The 23,532-nt window shown below is 37.2% G+C and carries 26 protein-coding genes; 14 read left to right on the top strand and 12 right to left on the bottom strand.

Annotation, left to right across the window (positions count from 1 at the left end):
- Positions 1 to 6: 6 nt before the first annotated feature.
- The 3 genes from HL290_RS03875 to HL290_RS03865 form a co-directional block, all read right to left on the bottom strand.
- Positions 7 to 2,946, bottom strand: a complete 2,940-nt coding sequence (locus HL290_RS03875) for an insulinase family protein (RefSeq protein WP_198495644.1) — start codon at positions 2,944 to 2,946, stop codon at positions 7 to 9.
- Between the two features lie 251 nt (positions 2,947 to 3,197).
- Complete coding sequence (locus tag HL290_RS03870) at positions 3,198 to 5,288, bottom strand: TonB-dependent receptor (RefSeq protein ID WP_198495643.1); 2,091 nt, start codon at positions 5,286 to 5,288, stop codon at positions 3,198 to 3,200.
- 144 nt (positions 5,289 to 5,432) lie between these two features.
- Complete coding sequence (locus tag HL290_RS03865) at positions 5,433 to 5,882, bottom strand: GNAT family N-acetyltransferase (protein ID WP_198495642.1); 450 nt, start codon at positions 5,880 to 5,882, stop codon at positions 5,433 to 5,435.
- A 112-nt stretch (positions 5,883 to 5,994) separates the two neighbouring features.
- Between HL290_RS03865 and HL290_RS03860 the strand changes: the two genes are divergently transcribed.
- From HL290_RS03860 to HL290_RS03825, 8 genes are all read left to right on the top strand, one after another.
- On the top strand, positions 5,995 to 6,999 hold the full coding sequence (locus HL290_RS03860) for an adenosine kinase (protein WP_198495641.1): 1,005 nt from the start codon (positions 5,995 to 5,997) through the stop codon (positions 6,997 to 6,999).
- Positions 7,000 to 7,015: 16 nt separating this feature from the next.
- Positions 7,016 to 7,324, top strand: a complete 309-nt coding sequence (locus HL290_RS03855; RefSeq protein ID WP_003652095.1) for a Rieske (2Fe-2S) protein — start codon at positions 7,016 to 7,018, stop codon at positions 7,322 to 7,324.
- A 25-nt stretch (positions 7,325 to 7,349) separates the two neighbouring features.
- Positions 7,350 to 7,958, top strand: coding sequence for an OB-fold-containig protein (locus HL290_RS03850; protein WP_003652096.1), 609 nt, complete (start codon positions 7,350 to 7,352; stop codon positions 7,956 to 7,958).
- 381 nt (positions 7,959 to 8,339) lie between these two features.
- Positions 8,340 to 8,534: a cytochrome oxidase putative small subunit CydP gene (gene cydP, locus HL290_RS03845; RefSeq protein WP_003652097.1), complete on the top strand. Its 195-nt coding sequence runs from the start codon at positions 8,340 to 8,342 to the stop codon at positions 8,532 to 8,534.
- A complete protein-coding gene (locus HL290_RS03840; protein ID WP_198495640.1) occupies positions 8,534 to 10,120 on the top strand; it encodes a cytochrome ubiquinol oxidase subunit I in 1,587 nt (528 codons plus the stop codon). Before cydP ends, HL290_RS03840 begins: the two co-directional genes overlap by 1 nt.
- A complete protein-coding gene (gene cydB / locus HL290_RS03835) occupies positions 10,117 to 11,262 on the top strand; it encodes a cytochrome d ubiquinol oxidase subunit II (protein WP_198495639.1) in 1,146 nt (381 codons plus the stop codon). Before HL290_RS03840 ends, cydB begins: the two co-directional genes overlap by 4 nt.
- 10 nt (positions 11,263 to 11,272) lie before the next feature.
- Positions 11,273 to 11,374, top strand: coding sequence for a cytochrome bd-I oxidase subunit CydX (cydX, locus tag HL290_RS03830; RefSeq protein WP_000270276.1), 102 nt, complete (start codon positions 11,273 to 11,275; stop codon positions 11,372 to 11,374).
- Positions 11,375 to 11,674 carry a cyd operon YbgE family protein gene (locus HL290_RS03825; RefSeq protein WP_080593069.1) on the top strand — a complete coding sequence of 100 codons (300 nt, stop codon included), beginning with the start codon at positions 11,375 to 11,377 and terminating at the stop codon, positions 11,672 to 11,674.
- Positions 11,675 to 11,686: 12 nt separating this feature from the next.
- Here the strand turns inward: HL290_RS03825 and HL290_RS03820 are convergent, their stop codons facing one another.
- From HL290_RS03820 to HL290_RS03795, 6 genes are all read right to left on the bottom strand, one after another.
- The gene (locus HL290_RS03820) at positions 11,687 to 12,211 is read right to left on the bottom strand and encodes a GNAT family N-acetyltransferase (protein ID WP_198495638.1); all 525 of its coding nucleotides are present in this window, start codon (positions 12,209 to 12,211) and stop codon (positions 11,687 to 11,689) included.
- 79 nt (positions 12,212 to 12,290) lie between these two features.
- Positions 12,291 to 12,962 (bottom strand): DUF2057 domain-containing protein, encoded by a 672-nt coding sequence (locus HL290_RS03815; RefSeq protein WP_056480552.1) that lies wholly within the window; start codon positions 12,960 to 12,962, stop codon positions 12,291 to 12,293.
- A 218-nt stretch (positions 12,963 to 13,180) separates the two neighbouring features.
- A complete protein-coding gene (locus HL290_RS03810) occupies positions 13,181 to 13,777 on the bottom strand; it encodes a nitroreductase family protein (RefSeq protein ID WP_004643073.1) in 597 nt (198 codons plus the stop codon).
- Between the two features lie 187 nt (positions 13,778 to 13,964).
- Complete coding sequence (gene ftsY, locus HL290_RS03805) at positions 13,965 to 15,077, bottom strand: signal recognition particle-docking protein FtsY (RefSeq protein ID WP_198495637.1); 1,113 nt, start codon at positions 15,075 to 15,077, stop codon at positions 13,965 to 13,967.
- Positions 15,078 to 15,197: 120 nt separating this feature from the next.
- Complete coding sequence (locus HL290_RS03800) at positions 15,198 to 15,524, bottom strand: hypothetical protein (RefSeq protein ID WP_004643075.1); 327 nt, start codon at positions 15,522 to 15,524, stop codon at positions 15,198 to 15,200.
- Positions 15,525 to 15,622: 98 nt separating this feature from the next.
- Positions 15,623 to 15,982 carry a hypothetical protein gene (locus HL290_RS03795; RefSeq protein WP_003652110.1) on the bottom strand — a complete coding sequence of 120 codons (360 nt, stop codon included), beginning with the start codon at positions 15,980 to 15,982 and terminating at the stop codon, positions 15,623 to 15,625.
- 217 nt (positions 15,983 to 16,199) lie between these two features.
- Between HL290_RS03795 and HL290_RS03790 the strand changes: the two genes are divergently transcribed.
- The 3 genes from HL290_RS03790 (at position 16,200) to HL290_RS03780 (ending at position 17,612) form a co-directional block, all read left to right on the top strand.
- Complete coding sequence (locus HL290_RS03790) at positions 16,200 to 16,433, top strand: hypothetical protein (RefSeq protein WP_003652111.1); 234 nt, start codon at positions 16,200 to 16,202, stop codon at positions 16,431 to 16,433.
- A gap of 227 nt (positions 16,434 to 16,660) precedes the next feature.
- On the top strand, positions 16,661 to 17,035 hold the full coding sequence (locus HL290_RS03785) for a DUF2750 domain-containing protein (protein WP_198495636.1): 375 nt from the start codon (positions 16,661 to 16,663) through the stop codon (positions 17,033 to 17,035).
- Positions 17,036 to 17,180: 145 nt separating this feature from the next.
- Complete coding sequence (locus HL290_RS03780; RefSeq protein WP_004791938.1) at positions 17,181 to 17,612, top strand: CBS domain-containing protein; 432 nt, start codon at positions 17,181 to 17,183, stop codon at positions 17,610 to 17,612.
- Between the two features lie 52 nt (positions 17,613 to 17,664).
- Here the strand turns inward: HL290_RS03780 and HL290_RS03775 are convergent, their stop codons facing one another.
- The gene (locus tag HL290_RS03775) at positions 17,665 to 18,873 is read right to left on the bottom strand and encodes an aspartate aminotransferase family protein (protein ID WP_198495635.1); all 1,209 of its coding nucleotides are present in this window, start codon (positions 18,871 to 18,873) and stop codon (positions 17,665 to 17,667) included.
- Between the two features lie 227 nt (positions 18,874 to 19,100).
- On the opposite strand from HL290_RS03775, the gene grxD reads away from it, so the two are divergent.
- A complete protein-coding gene (gene grxD / locus HL290_RS03770; RefSeq protein ID WP_004643080.1) occupies positions 19,101 to 19,442 on the top strand; it encodes a Grx4 family monothiol glutaredoxin in 342 nt (113 codons plus the stop codon).
- Positions 19,443 to 19,489: 47 nt separating this feature from the next.
- Here the strand turns inward: grxD and HL290_RS03765 are convergent, their stop codons facing one another.
- The gene (locus tag HL290_RS03765; RefSeq protein WP_198495634.1) at positions 19,490 to 19,813 is read right to left on the bottom strand and encodes a hypothetical protein; all 324 of its coding nucleotides are present in this window, start codon (positions 19,811 to 19,813) and stop codon (positions 19,490 to 19,492) included.
- A gap of 244 nt (positions 19,814 to 20,057) precedes the next feature.
- Here HL290_RS03765 and HL290_RS03760 point away from each other — a divergent pair, with 244 nt between their 5' ends.
- The gene (locus HL290_RS03760; RefSeq protein WP_017392244.1) at positions 20,058 to 20,957 is read left to right on the top strand and encodes a LysR family transcriptional regulator; all 900 of its coding nucleotides are present in this window, start codon (positions 20,058 to 20,060) and stop codon (positions 20,955 to 20,957) included.
- 41 nt (positions 20,958 to 20,998) lie between these two features.
- Here HL290_RS03760 and map read toward each other — a convergent pair whose 3' ends face one another.
- Complete coding sequence (map, locus tag HL290_RS03755) at positions 20,999 to 21,793, bottom strand: type I methionyl aminopeptidase (RefSeq protein WP_017392243.1); 795 nt, start codon at positions 21,791 to 21,793, stop codon at positions 20,999 to 21,001.
- A 353-nt stretch (positions 21,794 to 22,146) separates the two neighbouring features.
- On the opposite strand from map, the gene brnQ reads away from it, so the two are divergent.
- On the top strand, positions 22,147 to 23,448 hold the full coding sequence (gene brnQ, locus HL290_RS03750) for a branched-chain amino acid transport system II carrier protein (RefSeq protein WP_198495633.1): 1,302 nt from the start codon (positions 22,147 to 22,149) through the stop codon (positions 23,446 to 23,448).
- The last annotated feature ends 84 nt before the right edge of the window (positions 23,449 to 23,532 follow it).

Genomic DNA, 23,532 nt, shown 5'->3' with positions numbered 1-23,532 from the left:
TTTATTTTAATTAACTTGTTGAATGGTAAAACCTAATTGCTGCAATTCATCGCGTTTTGCAAATGGCGCAACTACAGCTTTTACAGGAGTTTGCTCAACCAAATATTGACGAGCAACACGTTGTAAATCCTCTAATGTTACATGCAGTAAGCGTTCACGTAAGGTACGGCGGAAAGTTGGTGTTCTTGCATGCAACAATGCATAACATGCAGTAATCGCCTCACCCGCTGGTGAACCTGGTTTATCCATACTTGCAACGAGTCCAAGAATCGCTTCTTCAAGCTGATGAGGCTGTTGTTCCGCATTTAATAACCATTGCACACTTGCTTCAAAGTCTTTGAAAGTTTCTGCTAAACGTGGGTCACGGTAACTATAAAAACGGAATGAACATGCATTTCCATCATAACTTGCTCCGCCACCATACGCACCGCCTTTTTCACGAATGGCACTGTGTAAGAACCCATTACGCAAATAAGCTGCCAATACCATTAACGGAGCAGCATCTGGATGTGATACATCGACAGCCTGATAAGCAGAAGCACAGAACTGAACATTTGCCTGAATTAACCATGCTTCATGATTATTATCATTTGCTTGTTCTACGTGAGTTAACTCTGTTGCAGTTGCATCGACGTTTAGTTTATCCCAAACATTTTGGATTTCTTCAACCAAACGTTCAGACTGATGTTCTTCACATACAAGCAAGAACTGTTTAGGCGCTTGCAATAATTTACGATGAATACGTTTTAATTCTGAAATTAGCTCATCATAAGCTGCATCATCTTGGGTAATTTTAGTAACAAGCTCACCCAACCAGTTTAATGCACCTAAACCAGTGTTTTGATAATCACGTTGAGCCAAGGCACTCATATTACGTGATGCAATTTGCATTGCATAACTATGACCTGCGCCAGACAAACGAGACTGCCAACGTGTTTTACGCTGTTGCAATAACTCAATAATGCGCTCTTTCTCATCAAAACGAAGCTGTTCAAATGCTAACTTTAATAAATGAATTGCATCATTTTTTTGAGTTAAAGATTTAGTTGTTAACGTTAACCAAGCACTGATTTTATCTTTATCGTCGACTTTACTACGTAAAGAAGCCCCCATTCCCAAACCACCACTTACAGCTGTTTGTAAGTTTTGCAGCTCAAGATAGTCATACTCACCTGCGCCCACTTCGCCCATCAAGATAGAAAGCAAATTGAAATAAGGTGACATTACAATATCTTCAGGAATCTGAATGAGGACTTGTTGATAGTAAATACCATTCGTACCAGCATGATACAAATTCAACGGCGTATCCATGCGATTGCAGAGAATCTCGCGCAATTGCCCCTGCACAATATGCAAGTCAGCAGGTACATCTTCCAAGCCTACTTTTGGCAATAGTTCAAGGTTATCTGGAGTATCCTGACGCTCCTCTAAAGCCTTGGTATTAGCAATAATTTCAGCCTTATCAGCATCTGTTAATTTTTCACCAATAGCAGCTAAACGTGCTTTTTCTGCCTCTTGCTCTTTTACAGATTTTGTTGGGTCTGGAACTAGAGTCATCTGTACGCGATGTGGGTTGTCTAGCAAATGCGTTTGAATCAGATTTGATAACCACATTGGGTCTTTCAATTCTTCTTTAACTTGCGCAATTGCGCTGTCAACGTCCCAAATTTGAATTGGGTCATTATGGTGAATCGCACCGCTTAAGCCATTTAAAATTAGACTTAAACCATATGGTGTACCATCACCATTAATTTCACGTTGATGTAATTCAATTTGATGTAAAATTGCATCGACTAAATCGCTATCAATTGGTTTTGCAGCGACATCACGTAAAATATTTAAAACGCCATCTTTAAAGATTTCAGCATGTTCAGGGTTTGAACCTTGAACACCACAATAGAAAGTCATTTCAAAGTTACTGTCGTCTACACCCATTAATGGACCGGTTGATTGAGCATATCCACACGTTTCTAAATAATGGCGCAGAGGTGAAGCTGAATTTTCTAATAAAATTCCTTCAACTAAACGCATTCCCAAACGCAATTTAACATCGTTTGCTTCAGGTAATAACCAAGATAAGACATGATAAGTTTTATCTTTTAAATCATCACTATCAACGCCATAATTTTCTGTTACTTCAATTGGCGCAGCTAAACGTTTTTCAGGCTTAGAATATAAAGTTGTACCCGCAGAAAACTTATTTAGAGCTAGTTTTTCAAATTGCTCTTGTAACTCATAAGCTGTTTGATTCCCGAAAGTCATAAACACCGCATTACTTGGATGGTAATGAGTCTTATAAAACTCGACTAACTGCTCATACGTTAAATCAGGAATATCTTTCGGATCACCACCTGAATTGTAATGGTAGGTCGTTTCAGGAAATAAATGATGAGCCAACTGGTGATAAAGTTGGTCAGATGGCGCACTCATCGCACCTTTCATTTCATTAAAGACCACACCTTTATAAACAGGTTGCCCATTTTCAAGTTCAATACGAATACCTTCTTGAGCAAAATCAAGCGGATTCAAGTTGGCAGCAAATGCCGCATCAAGATAAACAGAAAGTAAGTTTTGGAAATCTTTTTTGTTTTGAGTAGCAAATGGATACGCAGTCCAATCTGCTGCTGTAAATGCGTTCATGAACGTATTTAAAGAACGGCGAATCATTAAAAAGAACGGGTCACGTACCGGAAACTTTTCAGATCCACACAAAGCGGTATGTTCTAAAATATGTGCCGTGCCTTTAGAGTCCATAGGTTGTGTTCTAAAAGCAACAAGAAATACATTTTCATCATAGTCAGTTGCCAAGTGATAATGCACAGCACCTGTAACTTTATGCTTATATTCAGACACTAAAATATCTAATGCTTCTACATGGTGCTGACGTAGCAACTGAAACGCAGGGTGAACAGTTTGAGAAATGGTTTCAGTGACATCTACAGTCATGTGATCTCCTAACATATCGGATAAGTGAATAAGTCTCATTATAGCCTGAGTCAGCTTGAGATTGGCGAACAAAAGCCAAGTAAAATACTATGTTTTTGTTGAGTATTAGTTTTCATTGGCACGGCTTTGATATCAAGCACATAGCCATGAATGTTTTATCCTACCAGAACAAAAGCTTTTAATTCTATTTATATATTACCCAATAAATAAAAAAGCCCATCAAGTCGATGAGCTTTTAGAAAAACTTTTACTTAAAAACGATAACGAAGTGCAATTTGAGCATTTAATGGATCGCCCATCATGTTTGAATCATTTGCGTTACTATGACCTGAAACAAAGTAATCGCGATCAAATAGATTATTTAAGTTCAGGTTCACATCATAATGTTCACTTTGATAGCCTACTGCTGCATTTACAACAGCATACCCAGGCAAAACGTTTTTGTTATCTGGAGCACTAAAACGTGATGATTCGCCACGTCCACCAACAGCCGCATACCAATGATCATTAAGTTGATATTTCAACCATAAGTTTGCAGTGTTATTTGGGGTAAGCGAAGAATGATTGCCTGTCAGTCCAATAGCCGATTTTTCAATTTTACCATCCATATAAGAATAACCAGCTAATACTGACAATTGATCAGTCAATTGACCTGTTAAAGAAAGCTCAACACCCTTGGTTTTTTGCTCACCTGCTAACAATGCTTGATTTGGATTTGCTGGATCTTGGTTTTGAATATTCGTTTGGCTCATTTCAAATAAAGCCAATGTCACATTTAATTGATCATTTACATCCCATTTTGCACCAACTTCAACATTTTCAGTTTTTGTTGGGCTCAAATCATCACTATTTTGATATAAAACAAATGAATCAGCTAAAGGCTGGAAAGATCGGTTATAAGAAGTATAAAGGGAAATATTGCTTACTGGCTGATAAACCACCCCGATTCGTGGAGAATAGGTGTTATCAGTTCTATTTAATATTTGAGATTTCACTTTATCATTACGATCTTGTGACAAATTGTCGTAACGCAAACCAACTAAAACTTTAAGCTGATCTGTAACTGTCATTAAGTCTTGCAGATAGATGCCATAGTTTTCAAAGGTGTTACTATTGTTATTACGTGCATCTGTTGTGCCCGTATTGATGGGTGCCCAATACTCTAATTCAGGGTTATACAAATCAGTAGTTGTTTTAGCCCCTTGCCAAAGTATTTCATCTTTGTGCTGCTTACTATACTCGGCACCAATCAAGGTATTGTGCTTTAAAAACCCTGTACTAAATAAGCTACTTAATTCTTGCTGAACATACACGCCATCTTCATTACGCAGACGTTTATTTTGAGTCAAAGTAATTTGTGACTTATCAGCGGGATGTGAATCAACACTGTATTGGCGGTCTAATGAATAGTTATAATGACGAACTGCCCCATGATATTTTAAATTATCATTAAACTCATGGTCTAAGCTTATGGTTTGGCTTGAGATTTCAGTATCAACATCACCAACTTCTTTACCGTTTAATGCACCATAAAAAGTTTTAGGATTTGTTTTAACAGGTTTACCTGTAATTGGATCTGTCGGAAAACCTTGATCTGCTAAACGATTATCATGCAAATAATCAGCCTGAATTAAAAGTTTTGTCTTATCTGTAATATCCCACTGTAAAGACGGAGCAACCGCTTGGCGTTTTAAAAAGGCCTGATCACGATAGCCATCTGAATCTTCAACTGCGCCAGTTAAACGAATCTTAACATTCTCTGCTACTTTTTCATTCACATCGACTTCTGCACGGCGTTGACCTGTTGTGCCACCAATAAGACTGACTTCACGCAAAGATTCATCCATTGGTTTTTTATTAATTTTATTGACTAACCCACCAGCAGAACCACGTCCATATAATACAGAAGCTGGCCCTTTTAATACTTCAATACGCTCAACATTCGACATATCTCGAAAATACAAGGCATCATCACGAATACCATCTACATAGTTATCTGTAATTGCAGAAAAACCACGAATCATGACCTGATCACGCTGCCCATCCCCCACACTAAAGCTCAAACCAGCAACGTTTTGCAAGGCACCTTGCATTGAGGTGACAGTTTGCTCTCTTAAAACTTGTTTAGGCACCACATTTACGATTTGAGGAACATCTTTTAACTGCATAAGTCCTTTAGTTGCAGTTGATGCTTGTCCCACTTCTTGTTTTAAGCTTTTTTCCTTCTCAGCTTTTACTGAAATTGTTGGAAGGTTCGTTACAGCCTGTTGCTCTGCCTCTACGGCATATACATGGCTTGTCATCACCCCAACTGATGAAATAAATAAAATAGAACGCTTCATGTAAGTTCGCTACGAAAAATTTCATGCGAAGTTTCAATGAAATACAGTGTATTTGTAAATATTAGCAAGAATCATTATTAATTGATAATATTTATTAAAAATATGAATTCAATGGCCTTGTTAAATCAAACCTGAGTTAAAAAATCATCTTATTTTTTTAGAAAAATTACTATTCGGCATATTTGTCTCGGAATACCCCATTTTCTTATAAAAAACAGCTGCTCTATGAGTGTCTGTATATAAAACTATTTGATTAAAATATTGTTTAGCGTGCTCTTCTACAGATCTAAGTAATAATTCACCTACACCCTGCCGTCTATATTCAGGATGTACATAAAATCGTCTCAACCTACCCACGTCTTTATTTAAAGTAGTATTAATTCCACCAATGGCAATTAACTGATTAGCATATTGCATACCATACAAAGCCTCTCCCACCTCATCAAAACAGTTCTGGCCAGATTGATATTCACTTACCAATCTATTGATAAATTTAAAACCCTCACTTTGAGAAATTAAGCTTAATTCAACAATTTGCGTAGGCAATCTATCAAGTTTTTGTATCAAGAATTGATCTAAAGAATATTCAGACAACAATATTTCTCCACTTATCTTTGAATTAACTGAATTTTATTCAACAAACTACAGCAAATCCAAGCAATGGTGTAAACTTAACTACCTGATTTTTTTATTTGTGACAACACATATGACAACTGTAGATCTTTTTGCAATTGGTAATGCATTAATCGACCAAGAATTTAAAGTGTCTGATGATTTTCTTAATCAACAAGGCCTGCAAAAAGGCACAATGCAGTTGTCCGATAGTGACACTCAGTCTGCTCTATATGCAGAGTTAAAACAGCATCAAGACTACAAAGGTCAAGCAAGTGGCGGTTCTGCAGCAAATACGACTGTAGCTTTTAGTGCATTAGGTGGAAGCGCTTTTTATGGTTGCCGTGTTGGTCATGACGATTTAGGTGCGATCTACCTACAAGGTCTAAATGAAGCTGGCATCCAGACCACACCAAAATCGATCAGTGAAGGCGTAACTGGCACATGTATGGTGTTAATTAGCCCTGACTCTGAACGCACTATGCACACCTACTTGGGTATTACTGCTGAACTTTCTCAAGATCAAATCGACTTTGAACCATTAAAAACAGCAAAGTGGCTTTATATTGAAGGTTATCTTTCTACAAGTGAAACGGCTCGTAAAGCTGTAAAACAAGCAAGAGAAATTGCAAAAGCAAATGGCGTTAAAATTGCCCTCTCTCTTTCAGATCCTGCCATGGTGCAATACGCTCGTGAAGGCTTGGAAGAACTTATGGATGATGGCGTAGACTTACTATTTTGTAATGAGCAAGAAGCCTTAATGTATACCAATACAACTTCTGTAGAAGATGCTCTTACTCAATTACGTTTTAAAAATCATACCGTAGTCATTACACAAAGTGCCAAAGGTGCTTTAGTTTCTAACCCAACTCAACATTTCCATGTTGCGGGACGCCACGTAGAAGCAGTGGATACAAATGGTGCAGGCGATGCATTTGCAGGCGCGTTCCTTTATGCCCTAAACCATCACCAAGATTTGAATGCTGCGGCTCAGTTAGCCATCTTAATTTCAAGTGAAGTAGTCTCTCAATTCGGACCACGTTTAGCTGTAAATGATTATGCTAAACTTCTTGAAAATTTTCAGAAGGAATGTGCTTAAAATGGAAAGGATCTGTATGACGGAAGAAGTTCCTGAGCGCGAAGCTAGGGCTTTTGACACTTTACAAGGAACTACTATTTTCGTTACGCAACGTGACGGTGCATTCTATGCTTATCAGAATTTATGCCCTCACCTACAAACTGAACTTGAATATTTAGAAAATCAATTTCTCGATCAAGACCAAGAATACATCCAGTGCTCTACTCATGGTGCTTTATTTACTGTGGAAACAGGCGAATGTATTTCAGGACCATGTTTAGGTGATTTTTTAAATAAAGTTGAGCTTAAAGTACATTCAGATGGCGGTATCTATATCGTAGACTGAAGCTATAAACATTAGAGTTTCTGCCATGGCTGATTTCTTTTTCAATTATTATCTTATGCCATTTCACTTAAGTGTAGTGGCTTTGATATTGCTCAGCGTGGTAGAAACCATTGGTATGTATATTGGACTCCGTCCAAGTCAGTTACTTAAAAAAATTGCACCGGATTGGCTTTCTAACTCACCACTACTTAATGTTAAATTTTCTAAAGCTCTAATTTTCGTTTTTTTACTCATCAACTTCAGTTATGCAGGTTACTTTTTACAACTCTCTTTCTTCGCAATACAGCATTATTTTATTTCACCATTTTATTTAATCGTCCCAGCACTTGTGATCGCAATCTTTTTTACTGTGTTCATGATTCACTGCCTTGACCAAGTGATTAAGCCGAAGCTTACACATACCAACTATAACCTTTTAGGGCGATTAGCGACTATTTCCAGTGGTAATGCCAGACCAGGTTTTTCTGCTCAAGCACGCGTACGTGATGAATTTGGTCAACTTCACTATGTTCAAGTAGAACCAGAATATGGTGAACTCGAATTATATTCCCAAGTCATTCTTGTCAAAGTGCATAAAAGCCATTATGTAGCCAAAAAAATCTCTATCTCAAACGATCTTTTCGCACCCGATTAATTCTTAATAATTCTTCTCATCCATTATTGCTTTTTTGCAGGCTTTATTACGGCCTTATTTTATTATTTTCTTTTTTAATTAATTATTTATTATCCCGACCATTTTAGTTAGAAATAAAATTAACAAATATTATATACAACCATTTCAGTCGGAATTAAATTTAAAACAAACCATTTTAATCAACTTAATAATTTTATTTACAAGTGTTTTAGTATGAATTAATAATCAATTCAAACTATTTTAGTATGGTATTATTTTTCAAATATTAACTATTTGTTTTTTATAAATTAATTATTTAAATATCCATTTAAAATATATTTATTGTTTATTTTTATTATATTTTGATTAATAATAAAATTAATATCAAATGAGGTTTAATTAATGAGCCTTAATTTTCAAAATCTTAATAGTCGTTTAATTAAAGAAATCACCATTATTTTAATAATAAAAATAGTGCTTCTTTTAACGATTAAACATATTTGGTTTGATGCTCCCACCATCCCCAAAAATTTTGACAATCAGGTCGCCGAGCATATTGCTGGCGATAACATTTCCAACATTAAGGAGACACGTTGATGATTTCTGAAAGCGTGGTTGATCTTTCGCGGTTTCAATTTGCAATGACCGCAATGTATCACTTTCTTTTCGTCCCTTTAACTTTAGGTTTGGCATTTATCCTTGCCATCATGGAAACCACCTATGTCATTTCCGGTAAAGAAATTTACAAGGATATGACTAAATTTTGGGGAAAATTATTTGGTATTAACTTTGCGTTAGGGGTAACGACTGGCTTAACCATGGAGTTTCAGTTTGGAACGAACTGGGCTTATTACTCACATTATGTAGGTGATATTTTTGGTGCGCCATTAGCAATTGAAGGCCTTATGGCATTCTTCCTTGAGTCGACATTTATTGGTTTATTCTTCTTTGGATGGGACCGTTTAACTAAGGTTCAGCATCTAGGTGTAACATGGTTAGTTGCGCTCGGTTCTAACATGTCAGCGCTGTGGATTTTAGTGGCGAATGGCTGGATGCAAAACCCTGTAGGTGCTGCATTCAACTTTGAAACTATGCGTATGGAACTAGTCGATTTCGGCGCGCTTATCTTTAACCCCGTAGCTCAAGTTAAATTTGTACACACTGTATCAGCAGGCTATGTAACTGGTGCGATTTTCGTACTAGCTATCTCAAGCTACTACTTGCTTAAAAAACGTGATCTTCCTTTCGCTCGTCGTTCATTTGCAATTGCTGCGATTTTCGGTCTTGCATCTACACTTTCAGTGATTTTACTCGGTGATGAATCTGGCTATGAATTAGGGGATGTTCAAAAAACTAAACTGGCTGCAATTGAAGCTGAATGGGATACTCACCCTGCTCCAGCTCCATTTACTTTATTCGGCGTACCGAACCATGAAGAAATGCGGACAGATTATGCAGTTAAAATTCCATATGCATTAGGTTTAATTGCAACCCGTTCAACAACCAAAGAAGTTACTGGTCTAAAAGATCTCATGCAGCAGCACGAAGTTCGTATTCGCAACGGTATGCTTGCCTATGCTGAACTTGAAAAACTACGTGCGGGTGATCGCTCACCAGAGTTATTAGCTTCGTTTGAAAAAAATCAAAAAGATTTAGGTTATGGTCTACTTCTTAAGAAATATGCACCAAATGTAGTTGATGCAAATGAGCAAAATATTAAAGCTGCTGTAAAAGATACTGTTCCAAATGTTACAGCACTATTTTTCTCTTTCCGAGCAATGGTTGCCTCTGGCTTCTTAATGCTATTACTTTTCATTTTAGCAACTTGGGCTGTAGCAAAAAGAAATGCTGAAAATAAACCTTGGCTACTTAAATATGCATTGTTTGCTCTGCCACTTCCTTGGATCGCTGCGCAAACTGGTTGGTATGTAGCTGAGGGTGGCCGCCAACCGTGGTCTATTGGTGAAATTTTACCAACACACCTATCTACGTCTAGTTTAAGTAGTGGGGATGTATGGGGTTCGATTCTTGCACTAGCAGCGTTCTATACCGCACTTTTAATTATTGAAATGTACTTAATGATCAAGTTTGCTCGTCTAGGGCCAAGCTCTCTGCACACTGGTAAATATCATTTTGAAAAGCAAGAACCAAAAGCAGCTGTTAATGGGGAGGCCTTATCATGATTGAATATGAACTATTAAAAATCATTTGGTGGGTGTTAGTTGGTGTACTTCTGATCGGCTTTGCTCTCACTGATGGTTTCGATATGGGTTCCATGGCTCTCATGCCTTTCGTTGGGAAAACTGATAACGAACGACGTGCGGCCATTAACACGATCGCTCCTCACTGGGATGGCAATCAGGTTTGGTTTATTACAGCAGGTGGTGCATTATTTGCTGCATGGCCAATGGTATATGCTGTAGCTTTCTCTGGTATGTATTGGGCATTACTACTGGTTTTATTCGCCCTTTTCTTACGACCAGTCGGCTTTGATTATCGTTCCAAACTTGAAAATACCAAATGGCGTAATTCTTGGGACTGGGGCCTATGCATTGGCGGTGCTGTTCCAGCGCTTGTGTTCGGTGTAGCCTTTGGTAATTTGTTTCTAGGCTTACCTTTTGGTTTAGATAACACTTTACGCTCTGAATATACTGGCAGCTTTTTTGCTCTTTTAAATCCGTTTGCATTAGTTTGCGGTATTGTCAGTCTATCAATGCTCTGTGCCCATGGCGGTGCATGGCTCATGTTGCGTACCGACGATGCTTTAAAGCAACGCTCTGCCAAAGCAACCCAGATTATGGCAATGATATTTTTGGCTTGTTTTCTTGTTATCGGAGCATGGCTGTATTTTGGTCAAATACCCGGTTATAGCTATGCAGTAGCAATTGATCCAAATGCTGCACTCAACCCTTTAGCAAAAGAGGTAGTTACCAATAGCAACCCTGGTTGGATGAACAATTACAGTACCTATCCAATTACTAAAGTTGCTCCAGTTCTTGCAATCTTAGGCGCAATCATTGCAATTATTGCAGCTTCAAAAGCAAAAGCAGGCTTAAGTTTCACTGGTACAAGTTTAATGATTGTAGGAGCAATTTTAACCGCAGGTTTTGCACTATTCCCGTTCTTACTGCCATCTAGCATTAATCCTAATTCTAGCTTGACGATGTGGGATGCTGTTTCAAGCCACCTTACTTTAGGCGTTATGACTGTAGCTGCTGGCATTTTTGTACCACTCATTTTGATCTATACCAGTTGGTCTTATTACAAAATGTGGGGAGTCATTACCAACAAACACATCGAGTCAAACTCGCATAGCTTGTATTAAGGAGAAGCAAATGTGGTATTTCGCATGGATCCTTGGCATTTTGATGGCATGTTTTGCAGGTGTACTCAGTGCACTTTATATCGAGCACCATCAAAACTTAGATGAGGAATAAATCATGGCAAAAGCAATGACAGCATCAAATCATCGAAAAGTTCAAGCATTCGCAATGGCCCTTTCATTTCTGTTGGCATTACCTCTTGCTGCAATTTTGCTGGTTTACCCTTCACTCATGTTAGATGCTAACGGACACTACAATCATAGCCAACTCATGTTGGTGATGATCGGTATTTCTGGTGGCTTTATTTATGGAGTGGGTTTTGTACCCAACTTCTGGTTATGGAAATGGTTATTTAGTCCATGGGTGGCTTGGCCTCTCATGCTTTTAGGCTATTACATCTGGTTTCTAACCTAAACAAAAAAGACCTCATTTGAGGTCTTTTTTCATTTCAATCAATTTAATAGGTACTATTGGTACCCCTACATTTGCTTCAACTGGATATGGCTGTTCATTATCCGTTTTCACATATCCACGTCGTTCATAATAAGCAATCAACTCTGAACGTACATCTAGCACATACATTACGGCGTTGGTCAGATGGGGAACTTCTTTCAATGCATATTGCTCCGCATATTCTAAAACAGAACGACCCACTCTCATATTTTGAACATGAGGATCTGTACAGAATGTCCCAACCTCAACCTGATTGTTTTCAAATGTAAGTCCAATACATGCAACAATTTTGGAAGAGTTACTTTCCCCTACCAATAATGTCGAATTCGAAAGTTGTAGCTGTTCTTTTAATTGAAGTTCTGTAATACGTTGCCCTTTTACAAACTCAAGCTCAGTTGTCCAACTTCTGCCTTGTTGTTCTCGATAAGACTTATTAATTAAATCTACGAGTTGTGGAATATCAGCGAATTGAGCTAAACGGAAATTTAGATTAGTCATAAAATTATACTTAGGCTATTTATAAAAATTCTAAAAATAAAGCCGATATTAAATCGGCTTTATTTTAAATAGCAATTGATTAATTTGATTGTTCAGCTAACCATGCCATAAATTTTTGACGCTCAGCTTTAGAAGCTTTCTGCCAAGTTTCCACTAACCGTTGATCATTCGTTTGTGCTACCCCTGTTACTGGCATAGAAGTTGGAGCTGGTACAACAACTTGAGCAGAAGTAGGTTTAGCCGATGCATACACTGCTTCAGGCTGTGGTTTAGATGATTTAGTCGTAAAGTCAGTTACTTTACCCAGTAAGCCAGTTGCAAACCATGGTTTTGCTTCATTGTTTGCGCCCGTTTGTTTCACAATTAATTCATTATTTGCACTGTACAAAGCAACTGTTGGTTGTTCAGCATATTTTTTCGCATTTTCAAAGTCCTTAGGGACATCTACCATCGAAAGCTTGTAAGTTTTCCCATCTTGCAATGCAGGTGTTTGAATTGTGACTACACCAGATTTAACAATGTCATGCTCGCCATTTAAATGTTCAAAATATTCTTGGTAACGCACGCTTAAGCTAGTCTCACCCGCATCGACTTTATAGTTATTTTTAGATGAACGAAATAACCCAGAATTGACTTCTTGACCATTTACCGCAAGGATTACAATTTCCTCTGGTGCTGTAATTGTAACTGCTGAAAATACTGAACCACTGAGTAATAAACCAATTGCAGCAACACCTAATCTTAAAGTCATCTGTTTCTTTCTCTGTATTTGATAAGCTATTAAATCATGAGCAATATGCAATATGATTGTGACTATTTTATGACAGTGCAGTTGTTGGCTAATTTTCAGATTTATTATTTTTAAATATATAATTGAATTTCATCAATTTCCATTTTATTTAGTCCTTTTATTAATTCTAAAGACATAAAAAAAAGAGCACCTAAATAGGTGCTCTTTTTAACTTTCAATTAGTTGAAAGTTTTGAAACGATCAGCATCATTAATAAATGCTTTTTCGCCTGCTGGTGCTTCAACTGAACCAAATACTAATTGAGCACGTAATTTCCAAGTTGCAGGCACATCAAATGCTTCAGCTGCTTCAGCATCAACAATCGGGTTATAGTGCTGCAAAGATGCTCCTAAACCAAGCTCTGAAAGCGCAGTCCAAGTTGCAAATTGAGCAATCGCGCTTGAATGTTCAGACCATACTGGGAAGTTATCTGCATATAATTCGAATTGCTCTTGTAAATTTTTAACAACAGCTTGGTCTTCATAAAATAAAACCGTACCAGCACCCGCTACAAAGCTATCAATTTTTGTGTTTGTACCAGCAAAAGCTTCTGCAGGAACAATTTTACGTAATGCTTCACGAACTAAATTCCAGAATTTAGCATGAGATTCACCATATAATGTCACCACACGTGAAGATTGCGAGTTAAAAGCTGAAGGGCTATGTTTAACCGCCTCACGAATTGTCTCTTCAATTTTAGTGCGATCTAATGCAACATTTTTACCAATTGCATAAATAGTACGACGGTTTTTAATTTTATCTAAGAAAGTAGACATTTTGTTATTTCCTACCTATTTGATTGACCATGGGCCGTTGTTTGGGAATGAATACAGTGTATTGAACTCATTTTTTATAATCAGCATTAAAAATATGACAGTTCGTTTTATTTTCGCAACAATAAAAAAAGATATAGATATAAAAAAGCTTCACCATTTAGTGAAGCTTTTTATTGCTGACAACCAATTATTTATCAGTTTCAAACAGCGCAGCAACAAATGATTTAGCCGAGAATGGTCTTAAATCATCAATTTTTTCACCGACGCCAATGAAACGAATTGGCACATGGGTACGGCTTGCAATATTAAAGAGCACGCCCCCTTTCGCGGTTCCATCTAACTTGGTAATTGTAATACCAGTTAAACCCACAGTCTGGTCAAACTCTTGCACTTGGTTAATCGCGTTTTGCCCTGTACCCGCATCTACGACTAACATAATTTCATGAGGTGCAGTCGCATCAATTTTTTGCATAACGCGCTTAACTTTTTTAAGTTCTTCCATCAGGTTGCTTTTATTATGTAAACGACCTGCTGTATCTGCGATTAATACATCAATTCCTTTAGCACGAGCACTCTCAAAGGCATCAAAAATAACAGAGGCACTATCAGCTCCATGACCTTGAGCTACAACAGCGATATCGTTACGTTCACCCCAGATCTGTAATTGCTCTGTCGCTGCGGCACGGAATGTATCACCAGCAGCCAACATCACTTTTTTACCTTCACCTTGCAAACGTTTCGCTAATTTACCAATAGTTGTGGTTTTACCAACACCATTCACCCCAACCATTAAAATCACATAGGGTGATTTGTTCGGATCAATATGCAAAGGCTTAACACGTGGAGCCAACAAAGCAACCAACTCTTCTTGTAAAGCTTTATAAAGAGAGTGGGAATAGATCAAATCACCACGAGCAGTACGCTCTGTTAAATTGGTAATGATCGTTTTAGTTGCCTCAACACCAATGTCTGCAACCAATAATTGCTCTTCGACTTCTTCCAGTAATTCATCATCAATTTCCTTTCCACCGATCAGGATATTGACCATTCCATCAGCAAAATTACGACGAGTTTTGGTTAAACCTTCTTTCATCCGGCCAAAAAAACCAGATTTTGGTTGTTCAACCGCTGTTTCTGTTGAAGCCGATTCAACTTTGGCTACTTGAATGTTTTCTTGTGATTTAACAGGAGATTCAACGATGGGAACATCGATAGCAGGTAAATTAGGTAATGTGACATCGTCATCACCGATCTCAGCATCTATCAAGAATTTATTTTGCATATTCGATTGTTGCTCCATGCGGATTCCTTGAAAAGCAGCGCGTTTAAAAAGAGAAAGTTTAGCATAAATTCAAAATTTTGCCTGCCACAATAGTGCTCAAAAAGCTTTGGAAACCAAGATTTAGCCTGATTAACCCAATTACTGAGTATCTTCCTGAGCGAGTGCCGGATATTGCTTAATATGAGCACCCTCAAATTGGTAAGCATGCATTAACTTTAAATACTCAGCTCGATGAATTTCTGACTGAGCTATAAGCAACTCAGCCATGTCTTGAGTTCTTGGATAAGTCGCCTGATGAGAAAGTTGTACAATTCGTTGATATTGATCCGGACTAATAGGCCGAAGTAATGCTAAATATGACAGCACAAAAATACAGCCAATGACAATAACCACAAACAGGTTAAAACATTGATCAACTTTTAACTCAGACTTTAATTTAAGAAAATTTTGTTTGAATATGAGCATGACCTACCTCGAATTAGTGTAGTGTAGGGTTCAATGCACATAAGCACAAGATCAAACATCCAGTAAGGTTAATAATCGTACCTTACTGGATAGTATGCTTAACTTATTAGTGAACGAATGACGGAAAAGTATAAAATTGCCGCAATAATAACCAAGACTAAAAACATGGCAAAAATACTTAACCCTTCTTCTGCATCTGCTGGATGCAACTCGTCTTCATCGGCAATTTTTCGAAGCTCCCCATCATAAACTTGATAAAACCAGTTTTTTTGGGTGGGTTCTAAATGTCCTGCAAAATCAAATACCCTTTTGCGCTGTGCAAGACAGTAATCCCCTAAATGGATTTCCTCATGGAAAATAGCTTCATCTAATAATTTACGGTGATAATGGGCCAGTTCTATGATTTGTTCCTCTTTAGGTGGAGTATCAAAAACAAAGCCATCGATTGTATTTGTCATATTTTATTCTCCTTGTCTTTTATTCTCATATTGATTTTAATCAAAATTATTTGTGAATAATGTTTAATCATGTATCCTAATAGTGAACTAAGCGATATGCACTAATAGTTGACAAATCCATCAATTTGTAATATTAGTTTAATAATTCTAAGTTAAATTAATTTAAAGGCAGTGGCCTTTAGAAAAAAGTAATCATAATTACAATAAGGAGTTTTCTATGATTCAACGTATCTCTCATCATGATTTAGAACATGTATATGCAACTGCAGTAAACACAATTCATTCTCAAATGAACTTTCAAGATGCAGTTACACAGTTAGAAGAAGTTGCTCGCGCTGGGCATGGTAAAGCTGCTCTATTCTTAGCAGAATTGTATTATCAAGGTTTCCGTGTTGAACGTGACTCACTTAAAGCACAATATTGGCAAAAGTTAGCCACAATGCAAGCATAAAGAAACGTCACTTAGGTGGCGTTTTTTTATGCTTGTAAAAATTTGATATAAACCAATTCATCCCTTATCTCTTCTTACGCTTCACCAAAGCTTAATCGCTTTGTCTTGCTCAGGTGGTCTTTTCTTTAGCTGGGAATATTTGTTTACGATTTGATACCTGTTTAAACTGAAATGTCATCTATTTTTTCTATAATAAGCAAGACAAGTTAAGAACCATTAAATTGACAATGAATAGTTTAAGCAATCTACAACCGGTTTCAAAAGACTTGATGATTAAGATTTATATTTTAAGAACCATGATGTACTGTGGAGTTCTTTGGGGATTATTTCATCAAGGTTGGGCAATTAAATCAGATCAGGAAGATTTTATTTTTCCTTTCTGGCTCAATGGATTGCAAGCTCACTGCTACGCCAAAGAACATTGGCCACATTACAAACCAAGAAGAATTACCCCCAAAGATTTTCATGAATCTTTATTGCCAACATTAACCCGACTCAACGTTACACCCGCTTTGTTTAATTCTTCTCACAGGAAGTTAAAATTATCTACTCAGCAAATGCATCATTTCTTTTTTAAACATCCGAACTGGCAAGAAGCCTAAAGTTTTCTTTAGGTTCTTAACCACTATATAGAATGCTTTTTGAACGCTTGAGTGTAAAACTTGTATTTGAATGACTATCAAGTCTTTGCATTTTTATAAAATCAAGCTAATTTAAAACAAAATGATAAAACACGGGATAGAAGAAATGACAATCGTTGCACAAGTAATCAAAAACAAATCAGAGCAAGATATTTTTACAATTTCTCCAGAAGCCACTGTCCTTGAAGCCATTAAAATCATGGCTGATAAAGGAATTGGTGCATTAGTCGTAGCTGAAGGTGAAAAAGTTGTCGGAATTTTATCTGAACGTGACTACACGCGAAAAGTGACGCTTATGGAACGTTCTTCATATAGCACTACAGTCGCTGAAATTATGACATCTAAAGTACTTACTGTAAGTCTAAACAACACAGTTGAAGAGTGTTTACAGTTAATGACAGATCGCCACTTACGCCATTTACCAGTATTGGACAATGAAAAATTAGTTGGTTTTATCTCTATCGGTGACTTGGTAAAAGCAGCAATGGAAGATCAGAAAAACTTAATTGAACAGTTAAAGCAGTATATCTCTGGGTAATGCTTTGAAATAAAAAATGGGCATATTAAGTGCCCATTTTTTATACTAAAACTTAAAGATAGCTATTAATCAAAGTAACTAAACGCTCTAACAAGTCATCGGCCTGCACTTGAGTCATATTAATAGGCGGTAATAGACGAACTACCGAACCTGCTGTAACGTTGATAATAAGCTTATGTTGATCACGAGCAATAGCAACCAGTTCAGCACAGTCTTTAGGTAATTGAATACCAATCATCATACCAAAACCACGCACTTGAACATTCTTATCAGCTAACTTTGCACGAAGTTGATCAACAATATAGCGTCCTACTATCGCCGCATTTTCTACAGCATTCTCTTTTTGAATTGTATCAATGACTGTATAAACCACACGAGAACCTAGTACAGTACCGCCATAGGTAGAACCATGACTACCAGGTCCCAACAAACCAACAGCTTTACCTTGTGTCATTACAGCACCTACTGGAAAGCCATTTCCAAGTCCTTTCGCAGTCGTCAGGACATCAGGCACAATGTTGGTGTGCTGATATGCAAAATATTTACCAGTACGCCCATTACCTGTTTGAATTTCATCTAGCATCATAAGCCAGTTATGCTGATTACAAATATTGCGAACTTCCTCAAGATAGCTAAAGCCTTGAGGAGCGGTATTAATACCACCCTCACCTTGAATTGGCTCAATCAAAATTGCAACAATATCTGGATGCTGCAAAGCGGCTTCCTGAATTGCTTCCACATCACCAAACGGCACACGAATAAAATCATTCACCAAGGGAGCAAATCCATCTTGTACTTTTTTATTACCCGTTGCTGAAAGTGTTGCCAAAGTACGACCATGAAATGATTGTTCTGCCACAATAATTTTTGGCAAACGTACACCTTGTTGGGTACCAAATTTACGAGCAATCTTAATTGCACCTTCATTTGACTCAGCACCACTGTTTGAAAAGAAGATCTCTTCCATGCCAGAAACCTCAGCAAGCTTCTGAGCAGCAGCAGTTTGCCAAGGGATTTCAAATAAATTACTTGTGTGCACAAGTGTTGCAGCTTGTTCAGCAATTGCTTCTGCAATAACTGGGTGCGCATGACCTAAACCACATACCGCAATACCAGTTAAGGCATCTAGATATTCTTTACCATCTTCAGTATATAGATATGACCCTCGGCCTCGTACAAAACTGATCGCTTGGCGACCGTAAGTAGCCATTAAGTGTGATGGTTGATCAGGTTGTATTGGAGCTAGGGTAATATCAGTCATAACGAACTCTGTCTGTATGAGGTTTTAAGAAGGGTTTATATAAGCAAAAACTGGCTCTGATGAAAAGTCTCATCAATCATTTATCTAAAATTTCGTCCGCTTTTCGCTATCACTTCGGTTTATACAATAAAATATTGAAGATTCAATGCAACTTTAAGTAATCAGGTGGTTTGCAAAGCGATGTAAACACCCCCTATAATGCTGCTAGATTAGTTGAGGATCTATTTATGACTGAACAAGCACGTGATACTGAAGCGTTAATCCGCGATCAAATTGCGAAGCATCCCGTTTTACTTTACATGAAAGGCACTCCACAGTTTCCACAATGTGGTTTCTCTGCACGTGCTGTAGAGGCGCTCAGTCAAATTGGTCGTCCATTTGCATATGTAAATATTTTGGAAAATCCTGATATTCGTGCAATCTTACCAGCAATTGCGAATTGGCCTACATTCCCGCAACTTTGGGTAAATGGCGAACTTATTGGTGGTAGCGATATCATGCTTGAAATGTTCCAAAATGGTGAATTAAAACCATTAGTTGAACAATATAGCGCAGCTCCAGAAGCGTAAATAATAAAAAAGCCAATCAATAGATTGGCTTTTTTATGCTCTCAAATTTAAAAATCGCTCACTCCCACATAGCGAAATAAACCCTCCACACCTAAATCAGATTTTAAAACAATCAGATTCTCATAAGCTGTCGTAGTTAGAGCTTCAAAAATATTCATATTTGGATCTTCGTGTAACTCATCCACACTCTGATTCATGCACTCTTCAAATCGATCTGCAACAAATTCGAATCCCAAATCCATAGCAATAAATAAAGTATGTTCACATGGCTGAACGTATTGTTCTTGTGCCCAGTCAATTATCGCTTGTTTGCAAAATGGGCACTCAATATTCGTAGAGGCATCGTTAAGTTCTATCAATTGATAAGGCATTAGATTTGAAAAGTAGAGAAAAATTATAGTGTAGAAGAAATTGATTAATAGTTCTATAGACAACCCATAAACCCAATTAAAACACACACATTAAAATTACAACGTAATTACATTATAATTTCAAATTTATCTCCAGCAATTAGATAATGAATTTATCTCCTGCTTACAAAAAATTTAGTATAAGAATTATCGTTGCAAAAATAATGATGTAAAATCATGGTTGTTGCAGAAATAGGATATTTTAATGCTCACTGATCTTGATGATTTTTATTGTTTTGCTCTCGTTGTTGAGCATGGTGGCTTTAGTGCTGCTGAGCGTGTAACTGATATACCAAAATCAAAATTAAGTCGTCGTGTGTACAGCTTAGAAGAAAACTTAGGCGTTCGCTTAATCCAACGTAGCTCTCGTCATTTTGCCGTTACAGATATTGGAATGGATATTTATAGACATGCTCAAGTCATGATGAATGCTGCACAAGCTGCTCATGATTTGGTTGATCATTTAAGTATTCAACCTAGAGGTGTGGTAAAGGTTAGTGTGCCTGTTGATATTGCTCAAAATCAACTTCCTAAAATCCTACCTGCTTTCTTAAAAAAATATCCAGAAATTCGTTTGCAACTTATGGTCAGTAACCGTCGAGTGGATGTCATTAATGAAGGGATTGATATCGCTTTACGTGTTCGCTCAAAGCTAGATGACGATCCGAGTTTGGTTCTTAGACAGTTTGCCCTTATAGAACAAAGTTTATTCGCGAGTCAGGCATATTTAAATGAGTTTGGTGATATAAAAAATCCAGAACAGCTCAGTGAACATCGCATTTTAAGTTTATCTGAAGAACATCTTGATCAACAATTCATGTTGCATGGACCTGACAATCAACAAAAGAAAGTCAAAGTCAGCCCTATTGTAATGGGCACAAACATACACATGTTGGCTCAATTGGCTAGTCAGAACTGTGGTATCGCATTATTGCCAGAGAGTGCAGCAGAAGATTTCCTGAAGTCTGGACAACTTCTACAGATATTGCCAGACTGGAAAGCGCCTCATGGAATATTACATGCTGTATATCCATCACGCCGAGGATTACTACCTGCTGTTCGAGTATTCATTGACTATTTAGTAGAACATCTTTCTGAGCGTTAAAATAAAAAAGTTCGATAATTTATCGAACTTTTTCTATATTTTTAAATTGCAGGATAATTTCCTACACCTTCAGGCCATGGTGTTAATAGTTCAAAGCCAGTATCTGTTACTGCAACCATATGTTCCCATTGAGCAGATAACGAAAGATCTTGAGTAATGACTGTCCATCCATCATTTAACTCTTTCACTTGCGGCCTACCTGCATTCACCATAGGCTCAATGGTAAAGACCATTCCTTTCTTTAAAACCAAACCTTGCCCACGCTGCCCATAGTGCAAAACATTGGGTTGTTCATGATAGACCTTACCAATCCCATGTCCACAGTACTCTCGAACAATACTATAGCCTTCTCGGTGAGCAACCGATTGAATAGCATAACCAATATCACCTAATGTAGCTCCTGGCTTAACAGTATGAATACCTGCAACCATCGCTTCATAAGTTGTATCAACTAATTTTTTCGCTTGTGGATTTACATTACCCACAAAATACATGCGGCTCGTATCACCAAAATAACCATCTTTAATAATTGCGACATCAATATTAATAATATCGCCATCTTTTAAAATTTTATTCGGCGATGGTATTCCATGGCAAACAACTTCATTGACTGAAGTGCATATCGTTTTTGTAAAACCGTGATATCCCACATTAGCAGGAATAACTTTTAAATTATTTACAATATAGTCATTACAGAGGTTATCTAAATATTCAGTAGATACGCCCGGTTTAATATAGGCCTCTATCATTTCTAAAACTTGCGCAGCCAAGCGTCCAGAAATTCTTAATTTTTCCAGATCTTGTTCAGTTTTAATGGTAACAGTAGAAGCTCTCATTCAATTCTATCCTCGCAGACAAGAAACATGCCCGTCCCTACAAAACCTAAGGTAATTCAAAATATTTTAGGATGAATATAAGTCAGACCAAAAGCCTAAAATGCTCAAATATCCAGCATTCGCAGTAAAAATTTATCTTTTTATTCTTACATATTTTTTATAAAAAGTCAGAACTTAAAAAGAAGTTCTTTTGCCCTTTTAATGCCTTTTCAAGCACATACTTTAACCAAACAATCGCGTATAACACCATATATCGTTTTAACCACCCGAAAAAAAGCTTTTTCACATAAATTAGCGCTTGAACATGATTACTTTTGCTCTAAAATTCCTTCTTTTTTATTCACTTTTAATTTATGCAACATCTTCGCACTGGAGATATTATTGCCTTAGGTTTTATGACCTTTGCCCTTTTTATTGGTGCTGGCAATATTATCTTTCCTCCCATCGTCGCCCAACAAGCTGGTGAACATGTCTGGTTAGCTGCACTAGGCTTTTTGATTACGGCTGTCGGCTTACCTGTAATTACCATTATGGCACTCTCTCGCATGCAGGGATCCATTGAAATTATTAGTTCTCCCTTAGGTCGAGTAGCAAGCCTGATTTTAACTGTTGTTTGTTATTTATCAGTCGGACCTCTATTTGCTACCCCACGTACAGCTACTGTTTCTTATGAAATTGGTTTTTCCTCTTATTTTGGAACCTCAAGTAGCAGTCTTCTAATCTATAGTGCAATCTATTTTTCATTTGTAACTGTAGTTTCACTTTATCCAAACAAGCTTTTGGATACAGTAGGACATGTACTTGCCCCGCTAAAAATTATTGCTTTAGCAATTTTAGGCATTGCAGCAGTTATGATTCCTGCGGGTTACGTACCTGCTCCGATTAACCATTACGTTGCGTCTCCTGTTTCCGAGGGTTTCGTAAACGGTTATCTCACAATGGATACCTTAGGTGCACTCGTATTTGGTATCGTTATTATTCAAGCGATTTACTCTCGCGGTGTAACTGATAAAAAGTTAGTCACCAAATATGCAATTATTGCCAGTCTTATTTCAGGTGTAGGTCTTACTTTAGTTTATTTAAGCTTATTCAAATTAGGTTTAGGTAGCCATGAAGTAGCACCAAATGCAGCAAATGGCGCAGTAATTTTACATGCATATGTACAACATGCTTTTGGAAATATGGGTTCATTATTCTTAACTGGTCTCATCTTTTTAGCATGTATGGTTACAGCAATTGGCTTAACTTGTGCGTGTGGTGAGTACTTTGCTCAGTTAACGAAATTACCATATAAGCTTTTAGTCTTTATTTTAGTTGGTTTCTCTTTCATTATTTCGAATCTTGGCTTAACTAAACTGATTGCTATATCAGTACCTGTCTTAAGTGCAATCTATCCACCTGCAATTGTGGTGATTATGCTGAGCTTTTTTTGGAAATTTTGGCACAAACCTTCTTTTATTGTCGGTTCAGTAACGAGTATTGCTTTAATTTTCGGTATTATTGATGGTCTTAAAGTGGCAGGTTTCAGTAATTATTTACCTGAATTTCTTCAACATTTACCTCTAAATGAACAAAACTTAGCATGGTTGATCCCATCTTTAGTTGTTCTTGTAATTACCGTAATTATCGACAAAGTTAAATTCAAAAACATTTAATCTAGTGGCTTTTTTGAAATCGAGTTTTATCCAAACATGATTTTATATATTGAATAGAATGCTGTGTTTACCCAACCAGCATTT

The organism is Acinetobacter sp. AC1-2 (assembly GCF_016124155.1).
Lineage (GTDB): Bacteria > Pseudomonadota > Gammaproteobacteria > Pseudomonadales > Moraxellaceae > Acinetobacter > Acinetobacter calcoaceticus.
The sequence above is the reverse complement of the archived record's forward strand: the minus strand, read 5'-3'. Positions and strand labels throughout refer to the sequence as shown.

What these genes read in the sequence shown, in the direction of transcription:
- HL290_RS03875 (WP_198495644.1), bottom strand. Translation starts at nt 2,946, where the DNA reads ATGACTGTAGATGTCACTGAAACCATTTCTCAAACTGTTCACCCTGCG.
- HL290_RS03870 (WP_198495643.1), bottom strand. Translation starts at nt 5,288, where the DNA reads ATGAAGCGTTCTATTTTATTTATTTCATCAGTTGGGGTGATGACAAGC.
- HL290_RS03860 (WP_198495641.1), top strand. Translation starts at nt 5,995, where the DNA reads ATGACAACTGTAGATCTTTTTGCAATTGGTAATGCATTAATCGACCAA.
- HL290_RS03855 (WP_003652095.1), top strand. Translation starts at nt 7,016, where the DNA reads ATGACGGAAGAAGTTCCTGAGCGCGAAGCTAGGGCTTTTGACACTTTA.
- HL290_RS03850 (WP_003652096.1), top strand. Translation starts at nt 7,350, where the DNA reads ATGGCTGATTTCTTTTTCAATTATTATCTTATGCCATTTCACTTAAGT.
- cydP (WP_003652097.1), top strand. Translation starts at nt 8,340, where the DNA reads ATGAGCCTTAATTTTCAAAATCTTAATAGTCGTTTAATTAAAGAAATC.
- HL290_RS03840 (WP_198495640.1), top strand. Translation starts at nt 8,534, where the DNA reads ATGATTTCTGAAAGCGTGGTTGATCTTTCGCGGTTTCAATTTGCAATG.
- cydB (WP_198495639.1), top strand. Translation starts at nt 10,117, where the DNA reads ATGATTGAATATGAACTATTAAAAATCATTTGGTGGGTGTTAGTTGGT.
- cydX (WP_000270276.1), top strand. Translation starts at nt 11,273, where the DNA reads ATGTGGTATTTCGCATGGATCCTTGGCATTTTGATGGCATGTTTTGCA.
- HL290_RS03820 (WP_198495638.1), bottom strand. Translation starts at nt 12,211, where the DNA reads ATGACTAATCTAAATTTCCGTTTAGCTCAATTCGCTGATATTCCACAA.
- HL290_RS03815 (WP_056480552.1), bottom strand. Translation starts at nt 12,962, where the DNA reads ATGACTTTAAGATTAGGTGTTGCTGCAATTGGTTTATTACTCAGTGGT.
- HL290_RS03810 (WP_004643073.1), bottom strand. Translation starts at nt 13,777, where the DNA reads ATGTCTACTTTCTTAGATAAAATTAAAAACCGTCGTACTATTTATGCA.
- ftsY (WP_198495637.1), bottom strand. Translation starts at nt 15,077, where the DNA reads ATGGAGCAACAATCGAATATGCAAAATAAATTCTTGATAGATGCTGAG.
- HL290_RS03800 (WP_004643075.1), bottom strand. Translation starts at nt 15,524, where the DNA reads ATGCTCATATTCAAACAAAATTTTCTTAAATTAAAGTCTGAGTTAAAA.
- HL290_RS03795 (WP_003652110.1), bottom strand. Translation starts at nt 15,982, where the DNA reads ATGACAAATACAATCGATGGCTTTGTTTTTGATACTCCACCTAAAGAG.
- HL290_RS03790 (WP_003652111.1), top strand. Translation starts at nt 16,200, where the DNA reads ATGATTCAACGTATCTCTCATCATGATTTAGAACATGTATATGCAACT.
- HL290_RS03785 (WP_198495636.1), top strand. Translation starts at nt 16,661, where the DNA reads ATGAATAGTTTAAGCAATCTACAACCGGTTTCAAAAGACTTGATGATT.
- HL290_RS03780 (WP_004791938.1), top strand. Translation starts at nt 17,181, where the DNA reads ATGACAATCGTTGCACAAGTAATCAAAAACAAATCAGAGCAAGATATT.
- HL290_RS03775 (WP_198495635.1), bottom strand. Translation starts at nt 18,873, where the DNA reads ATGACTGATATTACCCTAGCTCCAATACAACCTGATCAACCATCACAC.
- grxD (WP_004643080.1), top strand. Translation starts at nt 19,101, where the DNA reads ATGACTGAACAAGCACGTGATACTGAAGCGTTAATCCGCGATCAAATT.
- HL290_RS03765 (WP_198495634.1), bottom strand. Translation starts at nt 19,813, where the DNA reads ATGCCTTATCAATTGATAGAACTTAACGATGCCTCTACGAATATTGAG.
- HL290_RS03760 (WP_017392244.1), top strand. Translation starts at nt 20,058, where the DNA reads ATGCTCACTGATCTTGATGATTTTTATTGTTTTGCTCTCGTTGTTGAG.
- map (WP_017392243.1), bottom strand. Translation starts at nt 21,793, where the DNA reads ATGAGAGCTTCTACTGTTACCATTAAAACTGAACAAGATCTGGAAAAA.
- brnQ (WP_198495633.1), top strand. Translation starts at nt 22,147, where the DNA reads ATGCAACATCTTCGCACTGGAGATATTATTGCCTTAGGTTTTATGACC.